We start from the raw sequence: 26,019 nt of genomic DNA, 5'->3' as shown, positions 1-26,019 counted from the left end.
AACTTCGGCCATGCGGACGGCGGTGGGAGCCGCCGCCGTCCGCCGGGGTCAGCGTCCGGCGCCCGCCCGGTGGGCCGGGGCCACCTCGGCGAACCGCTCGGTGATCCGGGCCGGTGCGGTGATCGCGGTGCCGACGACCACCGCGTAGGCGCCCGCGTCGAAGGCGCGGCGGGCCTGTTCGGGCGTGGTCACCCGTCCCTCGGCGACCACCGGCACCCCGGCGCGCGCGGCCAGCCGCTCCACCAGGGCCAGGTCGGGTTCGGGTCCGGCGGGGCTGTGGGGGGTGTAGCCGGAGAGGGTGGTGGACAGCAGGGCGACCCCCAGCTCCTCGGCCGCCCGCCCCTCTTCGGCCGTCGACACGTCCGCCATGACCGGCAGGTCCCGCTCCCGCAGGGCCTCCACCGTCGCCGCCAGGGGCCTGCCGTCCGGGCGCGGGCGGCCGGTGGCGTCAACGGCGACGATGTCCGCGCCCGCCTCCGCGACAGCGAGCGCGTGGGCCACCGTCGGGGTGATGTAGACGCCGTCCGCGCCGTCCTTCCACAGTCCGATCAGCGGCAGTTCGACGGTGTCCGCGATGGCCCGCACGTCGGCCGTCCCCTCGGCCCGGATACCCGCGGCGCCGCCGAGCCGCGCCGCCAGCGCCATCGCGGTCATGTGCCGCGGGCCGTGCAGGGGGTCGCCCGGCGGTGCCTGGCAGGAGACCACCAGCCCGCCGGAGAGCGCCGCGACCGGCGGGGAGGTGCGGGGGAACTCCGGCGCGCCGGAGGGGTGCTGGGGTGAGCAGGGTGACATCGGGAGGTCCTGTTCTGTACGGGTGCGAGGGTGCGCGTGCTCACCGGGCGGGGCGGTGGCGGGCGGCCGGGACGCCGGGCCGGGCTCATCCGGCCGCGCCGGTAGAGGGGCGCGCGGAGCGGGCGGCGGTGAGCTCCGCGTGCGCCGGGAGCACGGCGGCTCCGCAGACCGCCGCGAGCGGGCCCAGTTCGGCGCCCAGCAGCGGCACCTCCCGGACGCTGGGCAGCAGTTCGGCGGTGAACGCGGACCGCAGCGGCCGCCAGTAGGCGGGGCCGCAGGCGGACACCCCGCCGGAGACGATCACGGCCTGCGGGTCGAAGAGGTTGCACAGACCGCCCAGTGTGCGGCCCAGCACGGTGGCGCCGTCGGCCAGCACCTCACGGGCCAACGGCTCCCCGGCGTCGGCGCGTTCGGCGATCCACCGCAGGGCGGGCGGTTCGCCGGGAGCGGCCGCGTCCCCGGCCGGGGCGGGGCGGAGGGCGGCGAGGCGGGCGTAGCGGGCGGCGAGGGAGGGGCCGGCGGTGGCGCCCTCCAGATGGCCCGTCCGGCCGCAGCTGCACACGGTCTCCCCGGCGCCGGGAGCCGGGAGGTGGCCCAGCTCGCCCGCCGTGTGGTGGGTGCCGCGCACCAGCTCTCCGCCGTACAGCAGCGCCCCGGCGACTCCGGTGCCCACAGCGGTGAACAGCACGTCCTCGCGGGTGCGGGCCGCGCCGAACCACAACTCGCCCAGCGCGAGGGCGTTTCCGTCGTTCTCCACGGAGACCGGGACCCCGCCCAGCCGGGTGGACAGCTCGCGGGCGACGGCGGTCCCGGCCCAGCCGGGCAGGAGTCCGGTCGCGGCGACGACCGTCCCCGTGGCGTGGTCGACGACGCCGCCGGTGCTCACGCCCACCGCTTCGGGTGGGGCGGCCCGTCCGGCCCGCCGCAGCGCGCCCCGGGCCGCCTCCGCCATGGTGTCCAGCACCGCCTCCGGTCCGGCCGCCGCGGGGGTGGGCAGCCGGACGGCGCCGAGGGGGACGCCGGAGGCGTCCACCACCGAGGCCGCGACCTTGGTGCCGCCCACGTCCACGCCCAGGCCCCACCAGCCACCGGGGAGCGCACGCGGGGCCGCGGCGCCGGGCGGGGCCGCGGCGCCGGGCGGGGCCGCGGCGCCGGGCGGGGCCGCGGCGCCGGGCGGGCTCACGGCGAGCCCCGGTGCACGGTGAGTTCGATGTCGTAGCGGTCGGCCCGGTACAGGCCCAGCGTCGCCTCCTGGGGGCGGCCCCGCTCGTCGGTGCTGACCCGGCTGACCCGGAAGGCGGGGGATCCGGTGGGCACCCCCAGCAGTACCGAACTGCCCTCGTCGAGCGCCACGGCGCGCCACGTCTGCTCGGCGTGCACCATGCGGAGCGCGTAGTCGCGACGCAGCACCCGGTAGAGGGAGCGGGCCAGGTCGCGGTCGAGCAGCCCAGGCACCAGGGCCGCGGGCAGGTGCACGGTCTCCAGGCACATGGGGCGCTCGTCCGCGAAGCGCAGCCGTACCAGTCGCACCACCGGGTCGGCCGGGTCGAGGCGGAGCTGCTCGGCGATCTGCCGGCCGGCGGCCCGCTCGTCGGCGGCGAGCAGCCGGGTGCCGGGGACCAGCCCGCGGGCCTGCATGTCCTCGGTGAAGGAGGTCAGGGTCAGCGACTTGGAGATGGTGGTGGACGCGACGAAGGTGCCCGCGCCGTGCACCCGGTAGACGGCGCCGGCCTCCACCAGCGCGTCCAGCGCCTGCCGGACGGTGGAGCGGCTGACCTGGTGCCGGGCGGCGAGGTCGCGTTCGGTGGGGAGCGCGGTGTGCGGCTCCATCCGGTCGACCTCGGCGCGCAGCCTGCGGCTGAGGCGTTCGTGTTTGGTGCGGCGCGGTCCGGACTCGCCGGCCGGGGCGGCGGAGGGGGTGGTGGCCACTATCCCTTCACCCCCGTCAGCGCGATCCCCCGGACGAAGGTCTTCTGCGCGAAGAAGAAGAGGACGACGACCGGCAGCGCGGCCAGCAGTGCCGCCGCCATGGTGAGGTTCCACTGCACCTGGTAGGTGGAGCGGAACTGGGCCAGGCCCACGGAGAGCGTCCAGTTGCTCTCGTCGTTGCCGACGTAGAGGAGCGGACCCATGAAGTCGTTCCAGCAGAAGGTGAACTGGAAGACGGCGACAGCGGCCAGCGCCGGGCGGGTCAGCGGCAGCACCACCTGGATCAGGGTCCGCAGGTCGCCGCAGCCGTCCATCCGGGCGGCCTCCAGGTACTCCTGCGGCACCGTCAGGAAGAACTGGCGCAGCAGGAAGATGGAGAAGGCGTGCCCGAAGCACATCGGCACGATCAGCGGGGCCAGGGTGCCGACGAGGCCGACCCCGGCCCACATCGAGTACAGCGGGACGAGGGTGACCTGCGCGGGCAGCATCATCACGGAGACGGTCAGCAGGAACCACACCCGCCGTCCCCGCCAGCGCATCTTGGCCATGGCGTAGGCCGCGGGCACGCTGGAGAGCAGGGTGCCCAGGGTCGCCAGACCCGCGTAGAGGAAGGTGTTCCCGGCGTAGCGCAGCAGGGGTATCTGCTCGAACACCTGGGAGAAGTTCCCCCACTCGAAGGAGCTGGGCCACAGCGCGGGGGAGAGCGTCTGCTCGTTCGGCATCAGCGAGGTCAGCGCGATCATCACGAACGGCATCAGCACGATGAACGCGAGCGCGACGAGCAGCGCGTGGTCGGCGACGACGGTGAGGAGTCTCCCGGCGCGGCCCGGCCCGGGAGCCGCGCCGGAACGGGACGGGGCCGCGGGGCGGCCTCTGGTGGTGAGGGACATCAGCGCTCTCCGGTCAGGTCCGACATCCAGCGGGCCGACCGCCGGAGCATGAGGAAGGCGATCGCGAACGACACCACGAACAGCAGCAGCGCCAGCGCCGAGGCGTAGCCCATGTTGAAGTAGCGGAAGCCCTGCTTGTAGAGGAGGACGGGGAAGAACATCGTGGAGTCGTCGGGGTAGCCCAGCGACTCGGCCCCGCTGGTCGCGCCGCCCGCGAGGGAGGTCGCCACCACGTACGCCTGGGTGAAGTACTGGAGGGCGTCGATCGCCGAGGTCACGGCGGCGAAGACCAGCACCGGGCGGACCGAGGGCAGTGTGACGTGCCACAGCTTGCGGAGTCTGCCCGCGCCGTCCAACTCGGCGGCCTCGTACAGCTGCTGGGGGACGTCCAGCACCGCGGCGAGGAAGATCACCATCAGGTTCCCGACCATCCAGGTGTCCAGGAGCAGCAGCGAGGGCTTCGCCCACGCCGGGTCGTTGAACCAGAGCGGGCCGTCCACTCCGACGTGGCCGAGCAGCGTGTTCACCGGTCCGGCCGCCGGGTTGAGCAGCACCACGAAGCCGAGCGCCGCGGCCACCAGCGGCATCAGGTGCGGCAGGTAGAAGACGGTGCGGAACAGTCCCCCGGCCCGTTTGGCGCGGGAGACGAGCACCGCGACGGAGAAGGCGAAGGCCAGTTTGATCGGCACCCCGATCAGCAGCATCCAGGCGCTGTTCTGGACGCCGGTGAGCAGCGCGCTGTCCCGGAGGAGGAAGGCCCAGTTGTCGAGGCCGACGAAGGTCGCCGAGGACAGCAGGTCGTACCGGGTCAGCGAGAGGTAGACGTTGGCGAGCAGCGGGTACCCGAAGAAGACGGTGAAGCCGATCGCCCAGGGCGCCATGAAGCCGACCACGGGCCAGTTGATCCGGCGGCGGGGCCCACGGGGCGTGGGAGGGCGGGACGGGGTCCGCTGGACGGACCGCTCGGGCGCGGAGACGGCCACCGGACTCACCGGTCCTTTCCGATGGTGATCTGGTCGATGAACTCGTCGATGCGGCGGGCCTGTTCGTCCAGCCCGGACCGGGTGTCCGAGGCGGCGCCGGACTCCACCCGCTGGAAGAAGGACGCCATGGTGTCCTGGTAGCTCAGCCCCGCGGGGGTGTTGGGCGGGATCTTGCTGTGCGGGTGCGCGGCCATCCGCAGGAACGGCGCGAAGTGGGGGATCTTCCGCAGTTCCGGGGAGTCCAGCGCCTCCCTGGTGGTCGGCACGTTGTGCAGGCCCTTGGCCAACGCGATCTGCGCCCCCTTGTCGGTGGCCAGCCATTTGACCAGCCGCCAGGACGCGTCGGGGTGCGCGCTGCGGTTGGTGACTCCGGCCAGGTGGACCGTCCAGGCACCGGCGCCGTAGCGCTCCGGCTGGTCATCGGGGGCGGGGAACGGCCCGGTGCCGTAGTCCAGGTCCTTCGCCTCGTTCTTGATGAAGCCGGTGCGGAACTCGCCGTCGAGCATCATCGCGAGGCGTCCGGTGTGGAAGGCGTTGGAGGCGGTGTACTGCGCCCCGGCTCCGGCGGTGAAGGCCCGGATGCGGTCGTAGCCGTACCAGTCGATCAGCTCGCGGCGCCACTCCAGCATCCGCCGCCAGGTGCGGTCCGTGGCGACGGCGGAGCGGCCGTCCTCGTCGAACCAGTCCGCGCCCCACAACTGCGCCTCGTAGGAGGGGCGGTTGGCGTAGAAGAGGGTGAGCGGCGCGTAACCGGCGACCTTGACGCGGCCGCTGCCGGTCCGCTCGGTGAGCTTCTTGGCGTACGAGGTGAGCTGGCTCATCGTCTTGGGCGGGCCGTCCAGCCCGGCGCGCTTCAGCAGCGTCCGGTTGTAGTAGAGCCCGTACACGTCACCGAGCACCGGCAGCGCGCACCGCTTTCCCCCGGCCGTGGTCGCGCGCCAGGCGGCGGGCACGAAGACCTTCTTGTCGACCTTGTCGCGCTCGATGTAGTGGCGCAGATCGCGCCAGCCGCCGCTGGGGCAGTACACCCCGGCCAGGTCGCTCTGCGGGGCCCACTGCACGTCGGGCGCCGGGCCGCCGCGCAGCGCCGCGACCATGCGGTCGTTGTTCTGCGAGCCGACGCTCTTGACGGTGATCCAGGGGTGCTCGTCCTCGAAGGTCTTCAGCACCTCGTTGAACACGTCGAGTTCGCGGCCGGTGTAGGCGCTCCAGACGGTGATGGTCACCGGGTCGCGGCCCGGCTGGTCCAGCGGCACGTCCGGGGTGGCGACGGAGCAGCCGGTCAGCAGCGCGAGAGCGCCGCAGAGCGCGGCGGCCGGACGGGCGCGGCGCGTGCGCGGGGACCGGCGGCCAGCGCGCCGCCCGAGCGCCCCGCGCACGCGACCGGTGCCGCCCGGCCCGCGGGTCTCGCGGGGTTCGTCTGCCCCCCGTGGCTCGCGCGTTTCGCGTGTCCCGTGTGTCCCGCGTATGCCACGCGTCTCGCGGACGCGGCGGACGAGCCTCATGACCGCTCCCCCGATCCGCTGGTCGCGGGGGCGGTGACCGCGAAGTCGACCTCGAAGGTGCGTTGCCAGGGCAACGTCACCGAGTCCGGTGGCACCGTCCACCCCGCGAAGCCGGGCAGCTCGCCCGGGGCCGTGGCGAGTCGTTCGGCGACCCAGGCGCGGACGGGCTCCACCAGTTCCGCGGGGAGCGTGCTGTGCCGGGTCCGGTCGGTGAACTCGGCGAGCGCCGCGCCCCGGATCCCGGCCATGTAGGCGTGGTCCTCGACCAGCCGGTGCAGCAGCAGCGCGCGGTGCGCCGCCGTGTCGAGCACCCCGGCGCGCCGGGCCGCGGTGTGCACCACGGCCTGCGCGATGACGCTGCCCATGGTGTTCCCTGCGGTGTTCCATCCGGCGTATCCGGCGAGGTCCTCCCAGGGCCCCCGCTCTCCGAGCGCGCTGACCAGCGCGGGGTCGGAGCCGTTGGGGTAACCGCAGTCGGCCACGGCGACGGCGGCGCCCCGCGCGCGGTGGGTGGCCACCTCCGCCACGGTGGCCAGCACCTCCGGGTGGGAGGAGTCGCGCACCGTGGGGTGGCGGTGGGCCCAGTCCCCGCCGGCGGTGTCCCAGGGGTGCACCACCAGCACGAGGTCGGCGTCGCCCGGGTCGGTGAGCCGCGCGCCGCAGGCCCGCACGTGTCCCTCGGCGCCGACGCCCAGCGGCTGGTTCTCGTAGGGGGCGACGCGCTCCAGTCCGCCGGGCACCCCGCACACCACGGCGACGGAGGGCGGCGGCACGTCGAGTTCGGCCAGGACGGCCCGCGCGGTCAGCACCGATCCGACCTCGTCCGCGCCCGGGTGGCTGAGCACCCGCCCCGGCGGCGGCGCGAGCACGTCGGTCCAGTGCCGCAGCCAGATCTGCTCCAGGCTCCCGGCCGAGCGTTCGGCGGTGTCGTCGGCGGTCAGCAGCAGGGTGTCCAGCACCCCGTCGGCGGCCAGCCCCAGCGCGGCGAGGTTGCCGGTGTGGTTCCGCAGGCGGCGGGCGGTGAAGTCGGCCACCGGCTCGGCGGGCAGCCGCTCCCGGAAGCTGGCGGGGGTGGCGCCGTCGGCGGCGGGCTCGCCGAGGAACGAGCGGTGCAGCGCCCCACCGAAGGCGTGCAGGTCGGCGCCGATCTCGGACCAGTAGGCGGGCTCCTCGTCGTCGTTGTACGAGTTGGGGGCGCGGGTCACCAGGGAGACGGCGTGCACCCTCGTCTCCGGCGCCACCGCGCGCAGTTCGCGCAGCACCTCCCAGCGGGAGACGACCTCGCTGAGCGCGTCGGCGGTGGTGCGGGCCGCGATCAGACCGCCGTGGCCCAGCATGTCGAGCGAGACGACCAGGGCGGCGGGGACCGGGTCGCCGTGTGCCAGCGCGGCGGCCCAGGACACCAGCGCCTCGGTGTCCGCCGGGCGCTTCTTCCGGCTCAGCACACCGGCGGGGGGCAGTTCGAGCGCGCCGCCCGCCAGTGCCGCGATCTGCCCCGGCAGACGTGCGTTGACGGGTCGTTCATCGAGGGGCAGTAGTCCGATACGCACGGCAGTCTCCTGGCTCGGCCGAAGGGAACTGCGATTTTGGTTCGGTCCAATTTTCCGGTCAATACGTGATAGCCCCCTGTTCACGGACCACCGAGGGCGAATTGGTTCGGACGACCTACCGGGTTCCGGCCAGGACTCTGCCACTTCCGGCCGGGAGCCGAAGCCTCCCGGGGAAGAGGAGACGGATGCCCGGAGCGCGGGCGGGCCCGCGCCACCCCGGACGCCCGGCCCCACTCCCCGCTGGGGCGGGGCCGGGCGCACCGCCACCGGTGGGGCGCCGGGACTAGTCGGCGGACCCCGGGTCGGCGGCGAGTCCGCGGAGGAACACGGCGAGCCCGCCGCTGAACTCCCGGTCGGGGCCGACTCCCCGGGCGTACCGCGCGGTCTCGCGCAGGTGGGGGAAGTCCCCGTCCGGGAGTTCGGAGAGGGCGGCGGTGCCCGCGCCGGAGAGCGAGCTGAGGTGTTCGAGCTGGATGGCACCGATGACGTAGCCGAGCAGGCCGCGCAGCGCGATGACCCGGCGCTCCCCCTCGACCCCCGCCTCGGTGAGGATCCCGAGCACCGTCTCGGACCAGCGGCGCACCGCGAGGGACCGGTGCCGATGGGCCAGCGTGAGCGGGATGGCGGCGGGGTGGGCGGTCACGGCCGTCCGCAGCCGCTCGACCATGGCCTCGATCCGCCGCGCCCAGGGGGCGGCCGGGTCGTCCTCGGGGCGGCTGGCCATCTCGTCGAGCACGAACTCGACGACGAGGCCCTCCAGTCCGTGACGGTCGTCGACATAGCGGTAGAGCGCCATGGTGCTGACGCCCAGCTCGGCGGCGACGGCGCGCATCGAGAGGGCGGCGAGCCCCCGCCCGTCGATGATCTCCAGGGCGGCGGCGGCCAGTTGGGCCTCGGTGAGGGAGCGGGGACGCGGCATGGCGGTTGACAGCGTACGGCATACACCTACGCTGGTTCGCGTATGGTGTACACCAACGAAGGGTCACCCGATGCGTCTCCCCCTCACCTCCCGGACCCCCGTGGCGCCGCCCGGCTCCCGCACGGCGGGCCCCGTGGTTCCCGCCCGCACGCTGACCCCGGTCTCCGGCCCGCCGATCCCCGTGCCCGACCCGTCCGGCCCCACGCACCTCCAGTTCCGCCGCTTCGCCGGGTGCCCGGTCTGCAACCTGCACCTGCGCTCGGTGGCCCGGCGGCACGCGGAGATCGAGGCGGCGGGGATCCGCGAGGTGGCGGTGTTCCACTCACCCGCCGCGGAACTGCGGGAGCACACCGCGGAGTTGCCGTTCGCGGTCGTCGCCGATCCGGAGAAGCGCCTGTACACCGAGTTCGGGGTGGAGTCCGCCCCGCGTGCGCTGCTCAGCCCGCGCGCCTGGGGCCCGGTCCTCCGGTCGGTGTCACGCGGCCTGTGGGCCGTGGCGCGGGGGCGGGAGCGCCTGCCGGCCCCGCGGCAGCCGGGCGGGCGGCTGGGCCTGCCGGCCGACTTCCTGATCGCCGCGGACGGCCGGGTGCTCGCCGCCCACTACGGCGACCACGTCTACGACCAGTGGCCGGTGGACGAACTCCTGGCCCTCACGGCCCGGTTGGCCCCGCCGACCGGGCGGTAGCCGCGGCCGCGCGGCGCGGCACCGCCCCCCGGTCCCTCGCGCGGCGGCCCCACCCGTCCGCACCCTTGTCGGCCCCGCCCCGATCTGCTTGACTCCGGCCGCCAGAGCGGCACACCGCAGGGGGAGGACGCCATGGAGATCACCCGTAGACGCCTGCTGACCGCCCTCTCGGCGGCCGGTCTGCTGACCGTCGTCCCCGCGGTGCCCGCGAGCGCCGCCGAGGTCGCCGAGGACGGTCCGCGCCTGCTGGACAACCTGGTCGCCGTGTTCGCGGGGACGGCGGAGTCCAACGCGCGTCCGGAGACGGCCGAACGGCTCGCCGCCATCGGGAAGGACGCGCGGGACAACCTGGCCGAGATGGACGCGGCGGGCCCCGACGAGCTGTTCGCGGGGCTGGAGCTGGGCACCGACGAGGCGAAGCTCGGCACCGCCTTCCAGAAGCTGTACGAGATCGCCCTGGCCACCCGCGCCCCGGCGGAGCGGCCCTCCGACCTCCACCAGGACGCCGCCGTCCAGCGCCGGGTGATCGACGGCCTTGTCTGGCTGCACGAGCGGTACTACGGGGACCAGTCGAAGGGCTACTACGGGAACTGGTTCCACTGGGAGATCGGCATCTCCCAGCACGTCAGCCGGACGCTGGCGCTGCTGGCCGGGCCGATCGGCGAGCAGCGCCCCGAACTCGTCGCCACCTACGTCGACTCGATGGACGCGTACCTGCGCAACGGCGAGGACGGGGACGTCGACCTGGACTCCCGTTTCCACACCGGCGCCAACCTGGCCGACATCACGACCAACCGGATCGTCCAGGGCGCCCTCCTCGGCGACGGCCCCCGGATCCGCAAGGCGCTCACCGACCAGCTGACCGTCTTCGCCACCATCGACCCCTACCACCTCCAGCACGGCGTCACCGACGGCTACTACGCGGACGGCTCGTTCATCCAGCACGCCTCCGTCGCCTACACCGGCTCCTACGGGAAGGGCCTCCTCTCCCGGGTGGTGCAGACCCTCACGATCCTGGAGGGGACGGGCTTCGCGCACGGCGAGGAGCTGGTGCCCACCGTCCTGGGCTGGGTGCGCGACGGCTTCGCCCCGCTGATCTTCGAGGGCTGGATGATGGAGATCGTCAAGGGTCGGGCGGTGTCCCGGCCCGAGACCGGCTACGCCGACGTGGGGATCGTGGCCGAGGCCGTGGTCGACCTCTCCGCGCTGGCCGAGGGGGCCGACGCCACCGCGCTGAAGAGCTACGTCAAGCACCTCGCGACGGCCTCGCGGGCCCCGCTGGACCCCTCCCGCTTCGTCTCCCCCCTGAGCATCGCGCGCCACGCCGACATCCTGGACGACGACGGCGTCCCGGCCGCCGACCTGAACCCCGCCGCCCGCAGTGTCGCCTTCAACGCGATGGACAGGACCGTGCACCGCAGGCCGGGTTACGCCTTCGCGCTGGCCCGCAGCTCCGGGCGGATCAGCAAGTACGAGTACATGAACGGCGAGAACCTGCTGCCCTGGTTCCAGGGGGACGGCGCCTACTACCTCTACCTCTCCGGCCAGGACCAGACCCACGCGTACGGCGTCGACTACTTCACCACCGTCTCGCCCTACGCCCTCGCCGGGGTCACCGCCCCGGTCGAGGAGCGGCGCAGCGTCCCCGACCTCTACGGCAAGCCGTACTACGACAACCCCGGCCACCCACTGAACTTCACCGCCTCCTCCGAGTCGCAGAACACCTACGTCTACTTCCCGCGCGGCACCAACGGGCACTCCGGTGGCGCCGTCCTCGGGGCCCTCGGCGCGAGCGGGATGGTGCTCTCCAGCGACGTCGCGTACCGCGACCGGGCGAAACTGCCGGAGGACTTCACCGTCTACCGGAACGCGAGCGCCACCAAGTCGTGGTTCCTGCTCGACGACGAGATCGTGGTGCTGGCGGCGGGCGTCGGCGACGCCGCGGGCAGGGCGGTGACCACCTCCGTCGACGCGCGGCCCGCCGCTCCCGGCGACCGGCTCTCCCTCACCGGGCAGCTGCGGGACGGCGGCGCGTGGAACGGCACCGGCAGCGCCGACCTGCGCTGGCTGCGCTACGCCAACGTCACCGAGGGCACCGCCGTGGGCTACGTCTTCCTCGACGCCCCCCGGGTCACGGTGGCGCTGGACGAGGTGACCCGCAGCCGCCGGACCGTGCGCACCGCCAACCCGGACACCGAGGTGAGCCGCACCGTCCTGGGGGTGACGCTCCGCCAGGCGGCCGACGCTCGCCCCACCCGGCACGCCTACGCGCTGGTGCCCAACGCCGGGGAGACGGCGCTGCGTTCCTACCGGGGCGGGCCGCTGACCGTGCTCGCCAACAGCACCCGGCTCCAGGCCGTCCGGCACACCGGGCTCGGGCTGACCGCCGCCAACACCTTCACCCGGGGCACGCACCAGACCGCCGGGCTGCGCGTCGAGGGTCCGGCCTCGGTGCTGGTGCGGCGTGCCGGGGGCGAGACCACCGTCGCCGTCGCGGATCCGACCATGGACCGGCGGTCGGTCAGTGTGCTGCTACGCGGCCGGTCGCTGCGGGCCGTCTCCGCCGACGAGGGGGTGCGGGTGCGCCGGGTCCCCGGCGGCACCCAGCTGGACGTCGACACCCACCAGGTCCACGGCCGCAGTCTCACCGCCACCCTGCGCTAGCCCGGCCACGCCGGTAGTCCCGGTCGGCCCCCGCTCCGGCGGCCGACCGGGTTCCGGCCCGCGCCCTCCCCCGCCGGACCCGGCCCACCCGCCGGTCCGGGTCGAGCCGTGCGCTTCGTCCCGCTCCCCGCTCCTCCGCCCCTCCACCAGTGATCATTATTGGTCTATACCTTGACGGTGGCCGAGGGAGACGGTTCAGTGTGCGGACATCCACCGTGCGTGCCCCGGGGCTTCACGCCCAACGGGGCTCCGTGGCATGCCCGTTGACTGACCGAAAGGGACCGTTCGTGCTCAGAGAACGCCTTAGGGCCCTCCTCGTCGGCGTGGTCGCGGCGGGGTCGCTGGCCACCGTCGGCCTCCTGCCGACCCCCGCCGCCGCGGCCCACCCGCGGGCCGACGAGTGCGCCCCCGCACCCAACTGGACCTCCGGCTCCAGCTACCGGGCGGGGGACGTCGTCAGGTACACCGACGGCTCGTTCCACCTCGCCAAGCGGGACAACCCGGGCTACAACCCGGTCGTCAGCACCCGGCACTGGAGCACCCTCAGCTGCGACGACACCGCCGCCCCGGCCCACGACGACTTCGTGGTGAGCGAGGCCCAGTTCGACGAGATGTTCCCGAAGCGGAACCCGTTCTACACGTACGAGGGACTGACGGACGCGATGAAGGCGTTCCCGAAGTTCGCCCGCACCGGCAACGACACGATGCGCAAGCAGGAGGCGGCGGCCTTCCTCGCCAACATCAGCCACGAGACCGCCGGTCTCTACTACATCAAGGAGGTCAACGAGGACAACTACCCGCACTACTGCGACCGGGAGCGGCCCTACGGCTGCCCCGCCGGGCAGGACGCCTACTACGGCCGCGGCCCGATCCAGCTGAGCTGGAACTTCAACTACAAGACCGCCGGTGACTGGCTCGGCATCGACCTGCTGAACGACCCGTGGAAGGTCGAGCGGGACCCGGCCGTGGCGATGATGACCGCGCTCTGGTACTGGAACACCCAGAACGGGCCCGGCCCGCTCACCGGGCACGACGCCATGGTCAGCGGCGCGGGCTTCGGCCAGACCATCCGCTCCATCAACGGCCTCCTGGAGTGCGACGGCGGCAACCCCCACCAGGTGGAGAACCGCGTCAGGCTTTACAAGGAGTACACGGAGATCCTCGGCGTCCCCACCGGCCCCAACCTCTCCTGCTGAGCGGCCGGTCCGGCTGACCCACCAGTCCCCCACCGGCCGAACCCACGGGCGGCCGGCACCGGTCGAGGCCGGAGCCGGGCGCGGTGGCGGGCCGGGTGGTCAGCCGCGGCGGCGGGGGCCGCCACGCTTCCCGGAGCGGCCCCCGCCCGCTCGGCCACCCCGCCCGCCACCGCGCGGCCCACCTCCACGGGAGCCGCGCCGGGCGGCGCCGGGGCGCCCCCCTCTGGCCTGCCCCCCGGACTCCTTCGCCTCTCTCCCCGGGGGCGCGCCTTCGGCGGATCCCCGGCCGGACGGGCCGTCCTGGGCGCGGGTGGCGGCGCGACCCCGGGTGCTGTTCACGGTGCGCCCCCGCACGATGCCGATGAAGTCGTCCACCAGGTCAGTGGTGGCCTCCTCGGGCCACGAGAGGGCGACACCGGACCGCGGGGCGTCGGTCACCGGCCGGTAGGTGAGGTCCTTGCGGTGGTGCAGCCGAGCCAGGGACTGCGGGACGACGAGCACCCCGACACCGGCCGCGACCAGGGCCACGGCGTCAGCCGTGGAGGCCGGGCGCTCCAGCGCGGGCCGCCCGGGACGATGTTCCCAGTCGAGCACCTCGTCGAGCGGGTGCAGCACGATCTCCTCGGCGAGGTCCTCGGTGGCGACCTCCTCCACCACCGTCAGCACGTGGTCCCTGGGCACCACGACCACCGTCGCCTCGGTGTAGAGCGGGATCGCGCTCAGCACGGTCCGGTCGACCGGCAGCCGCAGCAACCCGGCGTCCGCGCCACGGTCCCGCAGCAGCCCGGCGGCCTCGGCGGCGGGTACCTGGACGAGGGTCAGGGGGACGTCCGGCAGCCGTTCGTTCCAGGTCCGCACCCACTTGGTGGGCGTCACTCCCGGTACGTAGGCGAGCCGGAAGGAGGGGGAATCGGCGGGGCCTGTCACGGGGAACAGGTTACCGCTCCGGTCAGCGGGGGTCCGGACGGTGGATACCCTGGTGACATGACATCGCAGCAGTCCACCCAGACCATGAAACCCGCCACGGCGGCGAAGAAGCTGGGTGTGTACCTGGCGGCCACCCCCGCCGAGTTCCGCGAGGGCGTGGTCTCGCGCACGGAGCTGAACGCCCTACAGGCCGATCCGCCGGAGTGGCTGCGTGACCTGCGCCGTCACGGGCCGCATCCGCGGCCGGTGGTCGCGGCCAAGCTGGGGGTCTCGCACTCGGGGCTGATCCGTGGCGGCATCACGGAGCCGCTCACCACGGAGCAGATCGAGGAGCTGAAGCGGGAGCGGCCGGAGTGGCTGGAGCGGGAGCGCGCCACCCAGGCCGAGGTGCGCAAGGAGGCGGCGCGGCTGCGGGAGAAGCGCGCCGAGCAGGGGGACGACTCCGGCGCCTGACCCGGCTGCCGCCCCGGCGAGGGGGCGGCTGCGCCGGTGGAGTCTCAGGTCAGGGAAGCGCGATGCTCACGCCACTCGGCGATGATCTGCTCCAGTTTCGGGGTCACGAACAGGCCGAACTCCCGCATGTAGGTGAGCCGTCTGCGGGCCCCGGTGTTCACCTCGTCCAGCATGTCCATGTCCTCGGCGGACCCGGTGGCGAAGTCGCGCAGCCAGTCCGCCCGGATCGAGAAGACGTCCGGCCACGGATCGTCCTGCACCCGATAGAGGTCACGCCGGGAGCCGGGCACCGGCTCCCGGGTGATCAGCCCCACCCGCACCAGGCCCTGCACCGCGGTGGAGACCGTGCCCGAACTGATGGACAGGGATTCACCGATCTCGGCGGCCGTGAGCGCCCCGTTCGGTGAGACGATGAGCGCGGCGAAGACCCGCGCGGACATCCGCGGCAGCCCCGTCTCGTTGAACCTGCTGGCCAGCCGCTTGATGACGCGCGCCTCGACCAGGGCCGTCCACTCCTCGTCGGGCAGGGACGCTTCGCCCCCGGATTCGTTTCTGCCTGTTGACAACGGCCACACCTCCTGGAGCAAGACTATCTTCCCCAGCAGGTGTCTTCCAGTTCTCGCAAATCTCCAAATATTCGAGTACTGTCGAGGGATGACAACACCACTCTCAATTACCTCGCTAGTCAAGACGTTTGGGGCGACCCGCGCCCTGGACGAGCTGGACCTCACGATCGAGGCCGGCGAGGTGCACGGATTCCTGGGGCCCAACGGTGCGGGCAAGTCCACCACGATCCGCATCCTGCTGGGGCTGATGCGGGCCGACAGCGGTCGCATATCGCTACTGGGCGGCGATCCGTGGCGGGACGCGGTGGAGCTGCACAGGCGCCTGGCGTACGTCCCCGGCGACGTGACGCTCTGGCCGAACCTGTCGGGCGGCGAGGTCATTGACCTGCTCGGCCAGCTGCGCGGAGGCGCCAGCAAGCAGCGGCGCGACGAACTGATCGAGCGCTTCGAGCTGGACCCGAAGAAGAAGGGCCGGGCGTACTCGAAGGGCAACCGGCAGAAGGTCGCCCTGGTGGCGGCGCTGGCCTCGGACGTCGAGCTGCTGATCCTGGACGAGCCCACCTCGGGCCTGGACCCCCTGATGGAGTCCGTCTTCCAGGACTGTGTGGACGAGGAACGGCGCCGTGGCCGGACGGTCCTGCTCTCCAGCCACATCCTCTCCGAGGTGGAGCGGCTCTGTGACCGGGTCACCATCATCCGCGGCGGCCGGACGGTGGAGACGGGTACCCTCGCGGAGCTGCGGCACCTGACGCGCACCTCGATCCACGCTGAGCTGGCCGAACCCCCCGGTGACCTCACGCGGCTGCCGGGCGTGCACGAGGTGCGGGTCGATGGCCACACGGTCGACTTCGACGTGGACACCAGCGACCTCAACACCGCCGTCCAGCACCTCACGACGCTGGGCCTGCGCGGTCTGGTCAGCCAGCCCCCCACGCTGGAGGACCTGTTCATGCGTCACTACACCACCGCGCAGGACGCGGACGCGGGGGCCGCGCGGTGAAGGACTACGCCGGCACGGGCACGCTGCTGCGTCTCGCCCTGCGCATCGACCGGGTCCGGGCCACGGCCTGGGTTCTGGGCTTCTCGCTGTTCACCGTCGCGTCGGTGTCCAGCAACAACGACCTGTACGGAGATCCGGAGGAACAGGCCAAGCTCGCCGAGACGGTGGGCACCAACCCGGCCATGCTGGCGCTGGGTGGCCGAGCCTTCGACCTGACCTCCACGGGCGGCATCAACGCCTACCAACTCGTGGCGTTCATGTCCACGATCCTCGGCCTGATGAGCATCATGCTCGTGGTCCGGCACACCCGCCTGGAAGAGGAGAGCGGGCGTGCGGAACTGGCCGGGTCGGCCGTGCTCGGCCGCAAGGCGTGGCTGGCCAGCGCCCTGCTGCTGGTCACCGGGGTGAACCTGGCCATCGCCGTGCTCACCGCGCTCGGGATGCAGAGCACCGGCCTGGCGGCGGGCGGTTCCTGGGCCTACGCCCTCGGCTGCGCGGGCGTGGGTATCTTCTTCGCCGTCGTCGCGGCCATCACCGCGCAGCTGACGGACCACGCCCGGGGGGCCACCGGCATCGCCTCGGCCGTGCTCGGCCTGGCCTACCTGCTGCGCGCGACGGGTGACGCCGCCAGCGGCTCGGACGGCGGCCTCCAGTTCCTGACGTGGCTCTCGCCCATCGGCTGGGCGGAGATGATGCGTCCCTACGCCGACGAACGCTGGGCGGTGGCGCTGCTGTTCGTCCTGCTGATCGCGGTGATGACCGCCGCTATCGGGGCCCTCGTCGACCGGCGTGACATGGGCTCGGGCATCCTGCCCGCCAAGCTGGGACCCCCCGAGGGCGCACCGAGCCTGCGCAGCCCCCTCGCGCTGGCCTGGCGTCTCCAGCAGGGTTCCCTGATCGGCTGGGCCGCGGGCTTCGCCGTGGTGGGCGCCGCCTTCGGTGGCGTGGCCGACGGCATGGTCAGTATCGCGGAGGACAACGCGAGCATCGACGACCTGCTGCGGGATCTCGGTGGCAGCGGCGGCATCGTGGACGTGTTCCTGGCGACGATCACCTCGCTGATCGCGATCGTCGTCGGTGCCTACGCGGTCCAGGCGACGCTGCGGCTCTCCTCCGAGGAGTCGGCGGAGCGCGCCGATCCGGTGCTCACCACCCCCGTCGAGCGGGTGCGGTGGGCGGGCAGCCACCTGATCGTCGCCGCGCTCGGTTCGGTCGTGATGCTCGTCACCGCGGGCTTCATGGCGGGGCTGGCGCACGGCCTCAACAGCGGGGACGTCGTCGGGGAGGTGCCGCGGATGATCGGCGCCGCGCTGGCGCAGGTGCCCGCTGTGTGGACGCTCATCGGGCTGTCGGCCCTGCTGTTCGGGCTGCTGCCGCGGCTGGCGGTGCTCAGCTGGGTGGCGCTGATCGTGGCCCTGGTCATCGGGCAGTTCGGTGACGTGCTGAAGCTCGACCAGATGGTCAAGAACGTCTCGCCGTTCACCCACATCCCCGACCTCCCGTCGGGGGACTTCCAGGTGGTTCCGCTGTTGGTGCTGACCGTTCTCGCGGCGGCCCTCACGGCGGGCGGTCTCGCCGGGTTCAAGCGGCGCGACATCGCGTAACGGCTGGCCCTCACACGGCCGGGGCGCCTTCCAGCACTCGCTGGAAGGCGCCCCGGTCGCTGTGTGGCCGGTGGGCGGCCGAGCGTCAACGCGTCGTCGTACCACCCGACTTGAGGTGTTCCCGCATCTGCGCGGCGGTCTGCTTGGCGATCCGCCGGTCGTGCTCGGTCTCCGCCGGGAGGGAGGTGAAGAGGGTCTTGGCCCGGATGCCGATGGACTCGGCCATGCTGCGGTCGGTGACGACGTGCGTCCTGCCCGCCCGGAGGCCGTCGACGAGCATCTGGCCGACCGTCTCCACCGGAAGCCCCAGGTACTTCAGGTATGACTCCTGCTCGGTGAGCTGGCCCTCGTGCTCGCTCGCCTGCTCGCTGGTGAGCGCCACCTCACCGGACCGGCGGCCGTGCGCGGCGCGGCCGGTGGCGACCAGGTTGGTGGCCACCGGCCCCGGGCACAGCACCGTCATCCCGATGGGGTGGCCCTCGTGGCCGAGCTGCTTGGAGAGCGCCTCGGAGAGGCCGATCACGCCCGCCTTCGTTCCCTCGTACATGTATCCGGCGGCGGACCCGCCGGGCGCGAGACCCGCCGCCGAGGCGGTGTTGACGACGTGTGCCGGCTCCCCACGGGCGATCATGCGGGGCAGGAACGTCTGTATTCCGTTGACGACCCCGCCGAGGTTCGTGCCGACCAGCAGGTCCCACAGCTCGTACGTCATCGAGGCGATGGGGTAACTGCCCCCGACGCCCGCGTTGTTACACAGGACCGTCACCGGTCCTAGGCGTTCCTCGGCCTCGTCCGCGACCCGCGCGTAGGCGTCGCGGTCGGTGACGTCCAGCGCGAACGTCTCGACCCGGGTGAGCGCGGACAGCTCCGCGCGCGCCGTGTCCAGCGCGGACTCGTGCAGGTCGACGAGGGCGAGCCGCGCCCCCTCCTTGGCGAACGCCCTGGCGATCCCCAGTCCGATGCCCTGGGCCCCTCCGGTGATGAAGGCGGTACGTTCCGCGAGTTCGAACACCCTCGCTCCTCGTGTCTGTTGTCGGTCGTTGTCGGTCGCCGGGTGAGGGGGCCGATCAGTGGAAGTGCTCGTCCAGCCAGCCGCCGATGGCGGCGGCGGTGTCGGCCGCGTGCGCCCCCTCCATCAGCGTGAAGTGGTCGCCGGGCACGTCGATCACGGAGTGCGGGAACGACCAGTCGGTGCGCAGCTCCCCCGTCTCCTCGTCGCTGACGAGGGAGTCCGCGGCACGGACGACCAGCGTCGGCGCCTCCACCCGCTGCTGGGCGAACTCCATGCCCAGGTAGCGGGCCCGGGCGGTGACCCACGCGTCGCCCCAGTTCTCACCCTCGTGTTCGTCCTCCCCCATCCGGTCCAGCAGGCCGACGAGGACCGAGGAGGACCAGGTGTCGAGGTCGAAGCTGTCCGCCGCGTCCCACCAGTGGGTGTCGATCATGACGAGCCCGGCCGCGGGGTGGCCGGTCTCCTCCATGTGCTTCGCCACCGCGCTGGCGATGAGCCCACCGCTGGAGTACCCCAGCAGCACGAAGGGTTCGTCGCCGACCTCCCGCCGCACCACCTCCGCCTGGATGCGCACCAGCGCGTCGAGGCTGTCCGGAAGGGCCTCGCCGGTCATGAAGCCCGGCAGGGAGGCGGCCGACACCGTCCGGGTGTCCCGGAACGCCGAGGCGAACGGCAGGTAGTGGTACACGCTGGGCTTCCAGGCGAACGTCGGGAAGCACACCAGCCTGGGCGACTCGGAGCCGCGGGACAGGTGGGCGAGCCGGGGCAGCTCCTCCATGTCGGCCGGGCCGGAGACGGACGGACGGAAACCGACCGCCGTCCGCAACATGGCCCCCATCTCCTGGAACCTGCGCTCCCTGCACGCCCGGATGAACAGCCCGCTGAGCGATTCGGGGGCCGTGCCCTGCTGCGGTGCCCCGGTGGCCGGGGACGGCGCGGACGCGGGGGCCTCGGCGGGGACGAGGCCGGCGGCGTCGCCCAGTTCCCGGCCGAGGTGCTCCGCGAGCGCGTTCGGCGTGGGGTGATCGAAGATGAGCGTGGCGGGCAGTTCCAGACCCGTCGCGCTCCCCAGCCGGTTGCGCAGTTCGACCGCGGTCAGCGAGTCGAAGCCCAGGGAGACGAACTCGCGTCCGAGGTCGAGTGTGGTGGGGTCGCCGTGGCCGAGGATCGCGGCCACGTGGTCCCGTACGGTCTCCCGCAGGAGTTGGCCCCGTCCGGCCGCGTCGAGTCCGGCCAGCCGCCCGATCAGGTCGCCCTGGGACTCGGCACCACCGGTGGCGGCGGCGGCCCGGCGGCGGCGGGGAACCGTCACCAACTCGCTGAAGAACGGCGGCACCTGGGACTCGCCGTGCCGCCGCAGCGTGCGGAGGTCCAGCGCGGCACCTACGGCCGTGGCCGATGCCGAGGCGGTCGCCGCGTCGAAGACGGCGAGTCCGCGCTCGGTGGACAGGGGCCGCACTCCCCCTTCCGACATCCGGGCCTGGTCCTGCTGTCCCAGGGTGCCGGTCAGGGCGCTCGTCTGGGCCCACAGGCCCCAGGCGATGGAGGTGGCGGGCAGTCCCTGGGCGCGGCGGTGGTGGGCGAGGGCGTCCAGGAACGCGTTGGCCGCCGCGTAGTTGGCCTGTCCGGGGCCGCCGAAGACGCCGGCGGCCGAGGAGTAGAGCGCGAACAGGTCCAGGTCCAGGTCGCGGGTCAGCTCGTGCAGGTTCAGGGCGGCGTCCACCTTCGGCCGCCAGACGTGCTCCAGCGTCTCGACGGTCTGGGAACCGAGCATGCCGTCGGCGAGGACGCCCGCGGTGTGGACGACGCCGGTCAGCGGGCGCTCGGCCGGTATGGAGGCCAGCACCCCCGCCAGTTCGTCCCGGTCGGCCGCGTCACAGGCCACCACCTCGGCGACGGCACCCGCCTCCGCCAGCTCCGCCACCAACTCCCCGGCACCCGGCGCCTCACGACCACTGCGACTGGTCAACACCAGGCTCCGCACCCCGTGTTCAGCCACCAGATGCCGCGCCAGCAACGAACCCAACGTCCCCGTACCACCGGTCACCAACACCGTCCCGCCCGCGTCCAGCACACGCGGCATCCGCAGCACCACCTTGCCCACATGCCGCGCCTGACTCATGAACCGGAACGCCTCCGGAGCCCGCCGCACATCCCAACCCCGCACCGGCAACGGCTCCAGCGCGCCGCTGGTGAACAGCTCCATGACCTCGGTGAGGATCTCGTTCATGCGATCGGGTCCGGCTTCGCCCAGCTCGAACGTCGCGTAGCTGGTGCCCGGGTACTGGCGCGCCAGCTCCTCCGGGTCGCGCAGGTCCGTCTTGCCCATCTCGACGAACCGGCCGCCCGGCGCCATCAGTTCCAGCGAGGCGTCGGTGAACTCCCGGGCCAGGGAGTTGAGTACCACGTCCACCCCGGCGCCGCCGGTCGCCTCCTTGAAGGCGTCCCGGAAGTCCAGGTCGCGGGACGAGGCGATCTCCTCATCCGTCAGGCCCAGGTCCCGGAGCGCCTGCCACTTGCCGGGGCTGGCCGTCGCCAGCACCCGCGCGCCGCGATGGCGTGCCAGCTGGATCGCGGCCATGCCCACACCACCGGCGCCCGCGTGCACCAGTACGGTCTCCCCGGCGCGCAGCCCACCCAGATCCACCAGGCCGTAGTACGCCGTCAGGAACACCACCGGCACCGAGGCCGCGCGCTCGAACGACCAGCCCTCGGGCATCCGCGCCAGGGTTCGCGCGTCCGCCACCGCCAGCGGGCCGAACGCCTGCGGGAGAACGCCCATCACCCGGTCACCCGGCCGGAGATGAGCGACACCCTCGCCCACCTCGACCACGACACCGGCACCCTCACCACCGAGCATCGGCTGACCCGGGTACATCCCGAGACCGATCAGCACGTCGCGGAAGTTCATCCCCGCCGCACGGACCTCGACCCGCACCTGACCGGCCGCCAGCGGCGCCTCGGCCTCCGGCGTCGCGACCAGCGCCAGCCCGTCGAGCGAACCGGTCCCCATCGAGTCCAGCCGCCAGGCCCGCACACCGGCCGGGGGCACCAGCGCACCGTCACCGCCCGGGCGCACCAGCCGCGACAGGTACACCTCCGCACCACGGACGGCGACCTGCCCCTCACCGGAGTCGAGGGCCAGGGTGAGGGCGGCGGGCAGCAGGTCCGCACCGGCTCCCCCCGGCTCCTCCTCCGGATCGAGGTCGACCAGCAGGAAGCGGCCGGGATTCTCCGACTGCGCCGAGCGGATCAGGCCCCACAGCGGCGCCGCGGCCAGGTCGGCCACATCCTCGCCCTGGACCGACACCGCGCCGCGCGTCACCACGACCAGGCGGGAGTCGGCCAAGCCGTCCGTCGCGAGCCACTCCTGGACCGCGTCGAGCAGGTGGGCTGCCGCCGCCTCGGACGCGCGGGCGAGCCCGCGATCCCCCGCGTCGGTCGCCGTCGGCACCGCGAGCAGCGCGACCTGCGGGGCGGGAACGCCCCACTCCATGACCTCGCGGACGCCCGACACCGCCGGGTACGCGTCCGCGGAGAGACCGGCGGTCTGCACGGCGGAGCTGAGGCCGTACGGATCGTCGCCCACCACGGCCCAGACCGCGTGCCGCACGCCGTCCGGATCGCAGCTGACTCCGGTCCAGCCGACGTGGAACAGCTCATCGGTGGTGGGTGTGCGGGCGGCCGCGAGCTGCGCCGCCGTCACCGGCCGCACCAGCAGCGAGTCGACGACGGCGACGGGCGCGCCCGCGCTGTCGGCCAGCGCCAGCGAGATCGCGTCGGCGTCGGTCGCCCGCAGCCGGACCCGCAGCCGGTCGGCACCGCCCGCGAGCAGCGTCACCCCGGTCCAGGCGAACGGGAGGCGGAGGGCCTCCTCCTCGCCGTCCGCGCCGGGTACCGCGAAACCCCTCGCCTGGAGGGCCGCGTCCAGCAGCGCGGGGTGCAGGCCGAAGCGCGCCGCCGACTCCCGCTGGCCGCCGGGCAGCGCGACCTCGGCGTAGACCTCGTCGCCGCTCCGCCACACCGAGCGCAAGCCCTGGAACGCGGGGCCGTAGCCGTAACCGGCCTCGGCGGCGGCCGAGTAGAAGCCCGACACGTCCACCGGCTCCGCGCCCGGCGGAGGCCAGGCAGTCAGGTCGACGGTGGGCGGTGCCGGGGCCTCCGCGACCAGAGTGCCCTCGGCGTGGCAGGTCCACGGCGCATCGTCGCTCAGCCCGTCATCGCCCTCGACCGGCCGCGAGTGGATCGAGACCGCGCGAGCCCCGGTGTCATCCGGCAGTTCGACGAACACCTGCACCTGCGCGGCGCTCTGCTCGGGGAAGACCAGTGGCGACTGGAGGGTCAGTTCCCGCAGGTGGCCGCAGCCGACCTCGTCACCGGCCCGGACAGCCAGCTCCACGAAGGCGGTCCCCGGCAGCAGGACCGTGCCGCTGACCGTGTGGTCGGCCAGCCAGGAGTGCGTACGCGGGGAGAGTCGGCCGGTCAGCACCAGCCCGCCCTCCACCGCCAGGCTCACCGCGGCGCCCAGCAACGGATGCCCGGCCGCCGCCAGTCCGGCGCCGCTCACATCGGCGGTCCCGGACTCGCCCGAGAGCCAGTAGCGGCGCCGCTGGAAGGCGTAGGTGGGCAGCTCGACCCGGTTGGCCGCGCGTCCGGAGTACACCGCGGTCCAGTCGATCTCGGCGCCGCGCACCCACAACTCGGCCGCGTTCGCGATCAGTCGGGCGTTCTCGTCCTCCTGGCGGCGCAGCGTGCCGACCACGGTGGCCTCGATACCGGCCTCCTCGGCGATGGCCTCCACACCCATCGTCAGCACCGGATGCGCACTCACCTCGATAGCGCGTGAACAGCCCATGCCCAGCGCCACGTTGACCGCCTCACTGAAGCGCACACGCTGACGCAGGTTCGTGTACCAGTACTCCCCATCCATCCCCGTGCCATCGATCACCTCACCGGTGACCGCCGACACCACCGGGACGCGCGCCTCACGCGGGGCAACCCCGGCCAGCACCTCCCGCAACCGCTCCTCAATCGCCTCCACCTGGATGCTGTGCGAGGCGTAGTCCACCGGCACCCAACGCGCCCGCACACCCTCACCCTCCGCCCGGGCCACCAACGCCTCCAGACCAGCCACCGTGCCCGCGACGACGGTTGCCGAAGGACCGTTGACGGCGGCGACGGAGACGCCCTCCACGCTCTCGACGGCAGCCTCGGCCCACTCCAGACCCGCGGCGACCGACACCATCCCGCCGCCACCAGCCAGCACCTCACCGATCAACCGCGAACGCAACGCCACCACACGCGCGCCATCCTCCACACTCAACGCACCCGCCACCACAGCAGCCGCGATCTCACCCTGCGAATGACCCACCACAGCCGACGGAGTAACACCCAGCGACTCCCACACCGCAGCAAGGGAGACCATCACACCCCACAGAACCGGCTGGACCACATCCACCCGCTCCATCCACCCCTCATCCACACCACACAACACCTCACGCAACGACCACCCCACATACGCCGCCAACGCACCCTCACACTCAGCCAACCGCTCCGCGAACACCGGCGAGGACTCCAACAACCCACGACCCATCCCCACCCACTGCGAACCCTGACCCGGGAACACAAACACCACACCCGAACCCGCACCGGCGTCGACCGTGCCGGACACCACGTTCCCGGCCACCCCGCCCGAGCCCAACGCACCCAGACCAGCGCTCAGTTCAGCCGACTCCGCACCCCACACCACCGCACGGTGCTCCAGCACCGAACGCGAGGAGAGCAGACTCCAGCCCACGTCGACAGGGTCAACGTCGGCCACAGCCGACGAGAGCCGAGCGGCCTGCGCCGACAGCGCATCCGCCGAACGCGCGGACACCAGCCACGGCAACACCGGCGAACCCGACAGACCCTCCGGACCGGACACCACCACCGCACCACGCTCGGTCTCCGCGGGAGCCGACTCCAGCACCACGTGGGCGTTGGTCCCGCTGATACCGAAAGAGGAGACGCCGGAGCGCCGCGGCTGGCCCTCCGCCGGGGTCCAGGGACGGGGTTCGAGCAGCAGCTCGACGTCCCCGGCGGTCCAGTCGACGTGCGGGGTGGGCTCGTCCACGTGCAGCGTGTGCGGGAGGACGCCCTCGCGCATCGCCATCACCATCTTGATGACGCCCGCCACACCCGCCGCCGCCTGCGTGTGCCCGATGTTGGACTTGACGGAACCCAGCCACAGCGGACGGCCCTCCGGACGCTCCTGGCCGTAGGTGGCCAGCAGCGCCTGCGCCTCGATCGGGTCACCCAACGAGGTCCCCGTACCGTGCGCCTCCACCACGTCCACGTCCGAGGCTGACAGCCCGGCGTTGGCGAGGGCCTGCCGGATGACACGCTGCTGCGAGGGGCCATTGGGCGCGGTCAGACCGTTGGACGCACCATCCTGGTTGATCGCCGAACCCCGCACCACAGCAAGGACGTTGTGCCCGTTCCGCACCGCGTCCGACAACCGCTCCACCACCAGGACGCCCACGCCCTCCGCCGGACCGAAACCGTCGGCGGCACCGGCGAACGCCTTACACCGGCCGTCCTCGGACAGGCCGCGCTGCCTGCCGAACTCCACGAAGGTGGCCACCGTCGGCATGACGGTGACGCCACCGGCCAGCGCCAGGGTGCACTCGCCCTGCCGCAGCGCCTGGATCGCCAGGTGCAGGGCCACCAGCGAGGAGGAACAGGCGGTGTCCACCGTCACCGCCGGGCCCTCCAGACCGAAGGTGTAGGCGACCCGGCCGGATGCGACGCTGGCCGCGTTGCCCGTGCTGACGTACCCCTCGAACCCCTCGGGGACCCGGTTCAGCCGCGACACGTACTCGGACGAGGGCGCGCCGGTGAACACCCCCGTGGCGCTGCCCCGCAGCGCCCCGGGGGCGATCCCGGCCCGCTCGATGGCCTCCCACGAGGTCTCCAGCAGCAGCCGCTGCTGCGGGTCCATCGCCAGCGCCTCACGCGGGGCGATCTCGAACGGCTCCGGGTCGAAGTCGCTGGCCGCGTCCAGGAACCCGCCACCCCGGACGTAGGTCTTGCCCTCGGCCTCCGGGTCGGGGTCGTAGAGGCTCTCCACGTCCCAGTCCCGGTCGTCCGGGAAGGGACCGATGGCGTCCACGCCATCGGCCACCACCCGCCACAGGTCCTCGGGCGAGGACACTCCGCCAGGAAACTGGCAGGCCATGCCGACGATGGCGATGGGCGGCTGCTCTTCCAGCTGCTTCACCCGACGCCGCGCCTGCCGAAGGTCGGCGGTGGCCCGCTTGAGGTAATCGCGGAGCTTCTGCTCGTTGTTCATCGTTCGTCTTC

The 26,019-nt window shown here is 73.1% G+C and carries 18 protein-coding genes; 6 read left to right on the top strand and 12 right to left on the bottom strand.

From position 1 onward, the window contains the following. Nucleotides 1-48: 48 nt before the first annotated feature. From E0L36_RS16945 to E0L36_RS16910, 8 genes are all read right to left on the bottom strand, one after another. The gene (locus E0L36_RS16945) at nucleotides 49-792 is read right to left on the bottom strand and encodes an N-acetylmannosamine-6-phosphate 2-epimerase (protein WP_180929815.1); all 744 of its coding nucleotides are present in this window, start codon (nucleotides 790-792) and stop codon (nucleotides 49-51) included. Between the two features lie 85 nt (nucleotides 793-877). Further along, the gene (locus E0L36_RS16940) at nucleotides 878-1,975 is read right to left on the bottom strand and encodes an ROK family protein (protein WP_308416786.1); all 1,098 of its coding nucleotides are present in this window, start codon (nucleotides 1,973-1,975) and stop codon (nucleotides 878-880) included. Continuing rightward, on the bottom strand, nucleotides 1,972-2,721 hold the full coding sequence (locus E0L36_RS16935) for a GntR family transcriptional regulator (protein ID WP_308416785.1): 750 nt from the start codon (nucleotides 2,719-2,721) through the stop codon (nucleotides 1,972-1,974). The genes E0L36_RS16940 and E0L36_RS16935 overlap by 4 nt, the downstream gene beginning before the upstream one ends. Then, complete coding sequence (locus tag E0L36_RS16930; protein WP_180929814.1) at nucleotides 2,721-3,611, bottom strand: carbohydrate ABC transporter permease; 891 nt, start codon at nucleotides 3,609-3,611, stop codon at nucleotides 2,721-2,723. Before E0L36_RS16930 ends, E0L36_RS16935 begins: the two co-directional genes overlap by 1 nt. Beyond that, on the bottom strand, nucleotides 3,611-4,504 hold the full coding sequence (locus tag E0L36_RS16925) for a sugar ABC transporter permease (RefSeq protein ID WP_308416784.1): 894 nt from the start codon (nucleotides 4,502-4,504) through the stop codon (nucleotides 3,611-3,613). Before E0L36_RS16925 ends, E0L36_RS16930 begins: the two co-directional genes overlap by 1 nt. 95 nt (nucleotides 4,505-4,599) lie before the next feature. Next, a complete protein-coding gene (locus E0L36_RS16920) occupies nucleotides 4,600-5,973 on the bottom strand; it encodes an ABC transporter substrate-binding protein (protein WP_308416783.1) in 1,374 nt (457 codons plus the stop codon). Nucleotides 5,974-6,095: 122 nt separating this feature from the next. Further along, nucleotides 6,096-7,649: a DUF4127 family protein gene (locus E0L36_RS16915; protein ID WP_180929812.1), complete on the bottom strand. Its 1,554-nt coding sequence runs from the start codon at nucleotides 7,647-7,649 to the stop codon at nucleotides 6,096-6,098. Nucleotides 7,650-7,932: 283 nt separating this feature from the next. Further along, nucleotides 7,933-8,568, bottom strand: coding sequence for a TetR/AcrR family transcriptional regulator (locus tag E0L36_RS16910; protein WP_180929811.1), 636 nt, complete (start codon nucleotides 8,566-8,568; stop codon nucleotides 7,933-7,935). Nucleotides 8,569-8,638: 70 nt separating this feature from the next. Here E0L36_RS16910 and E0L36_RS16905 point away from each other — a divergent pair, with 70 nt between their 5' ends. From E0L36_RS16905 to E0L36_RS16895, 3 genes are all read left to right on the top strand, one after another. Continuing rightward, complete coding sequence (locus E0L36_RS16905; RefSeq protein ID WP_180929810.1) at nucleotides 8,639-9,253, top strand: peroxiredoxin-like family protein; 615 nt, start codon at nucleotides 8,639-8,641, stop codon at nucleotides 9,251-9,253. Between the two features lie 132 nt (nucleotides 9,254-9,385). Next, complete coding sequence (locus E0L36_RS16900; protein WP_180929809.1) at nucleotides 9,386-11,917, top strand: polysaccharide lyase family 8 super-sandwich domain-containing protein; 2,532 nt, start codon at nucleotides 9,386-9,388, stop codon at nucleotides 11,915-11,917. Between the two features lie 287 nt (nucleotides 11,918-12,204). Then, complete coding sequence (locus E0L36_RS16895) at nucleotides 12,205-13,113, top strand: chitinase (protein WP_180929808.1); 909 nt, start codon at nucleotides 12,205-12,207, stop codon at nucleotides 13,111-13,113. Nucleotides 13,114-13,212: 99 nt separating this feature from the next. Here E0L36_RS16895 and E0L36_RS16890 read toward each other — a convergent pair whose 3' ends face one another. After that, a complete protein-coding gene (locus E0L36_RS16890; RefSeq protein WP_180929807.1) occupies nucleotides 13,213-14,040 on the bottom strand; it encodes a LysR substrate-binding domain-containing protein in 828 nt (275 codons plus the stop codon). 57 nt (nucleotides 14,041-14,097) lie between these two features. On the opposite strand from E0L36_RS16890, the gene E0L36_RS16885 reads away from it, so the two are divergent. Then, complete coding sequence (locus E0L36_RS16885) at nucleotides 14,098-14,493, top strand: DUF5997 family protein (RefSeq protein ID WP_180929806.1); 396 nt, start codon at nucleotides 14,098-14,100, stop codon at nucleotides 14,491-14,493. A gap of 44 nt (nucleotides 14,494-14,537) precedes the next feature. On the opposite strand, the gene E0L36_RS16880 is transcribed toward E0L36_RS16885, so the two are convergent. After that, a complete protein-coding gene (locus E0L36_RS16880; RefSeq protein ID WP_180929805.1) occupies nucleotides 14,538-15,059 on the bottom strand; it encodes a GbsR/MarR family transcriptional regulator in 522 nt (173 codons plus the stop codon). Nucleotides 15,060-15,147: 88 nt separating this feature from the next. Here E0L36_RS16880 and E0L36_RS16875 point away from each other — a divergent pair, with 88 nt between their 5' ends. Together E0L36_RS16875 and E0L36_RS16870 are read left to right on the top strand one after the other, a co-directional pair. Next, a complete protein-coding gene (locus E0L36_RS16875) occupies nucleotides 15,148-16,059 on the top strand; it encodes an ABC transporter ATP-binding protein (RefSeq protein WP_180929804.1) in 912 nt (303 codons plus the stop codon). Beyond that, nucleotides 16,056-17,663: an ABC transporter permease gene (locus E0L36_RS16870; protein ID WP_180929803.1), complete on the top strand. Its 1,608-nt coding sequence runs from the start codon at nucleotides 16,056-16,058 to the stop codon at nucleotides 17,661-17,663. The genes E0L36_RS16875 and E0L36_RS16870 overlap by 4 nt, the downstream gene beginning before the upstream one ends. An 85-nt stretch (nucleotides 17,664-17,748) precedes the next feature. Here E0L36_RS16870 and E0L36_RS16865 read toward each other — a convergent pair whose 3' ends face one another. Further along, nucleotides 17,749-18,675: an SDR family oxidoreductase gene (locus tag E0L36_RS16865; RefSeq protein ID WP_180929802.1), complete on the bottom strand. Its 927-nt coding sequence runs from the start codon at nucleotides 18,673-18,675 to the stop codon at nucleotides 17,749-17,751. A gap of 55 nt (nucleotides 18,676-18,730) precedes the next feature. Beyond that, on the bottom strand, nucleotides 18,731-26,008 hold the full coding sequence (locus tag E0L36_RS16860; RefSeq protein WP_180929801.1) for a type I polyketide synthase: 7,278 nt from the start codon (nucleotides 26,006-26,008) through the stop codon (nucleotides 18,731-18,733). Nucleotides 26,009-26,019 lie beyond the last annotated feature (11 nt).

Origin of the sequence: Streptomyces sp. AJS327, from assembly GCF_013450295.1 — a bacterium.
Lineage (GTDB): Bacteria > Actinomycetota > Actinomycetes > Streptomycetales > Streptomycetaceae > Streptomyces.
The sequence above is the reverse complement of the archived record's forward strand: the minus strand, read 5'-3'. Positions and strand labels throughout refer to the sequence as shown.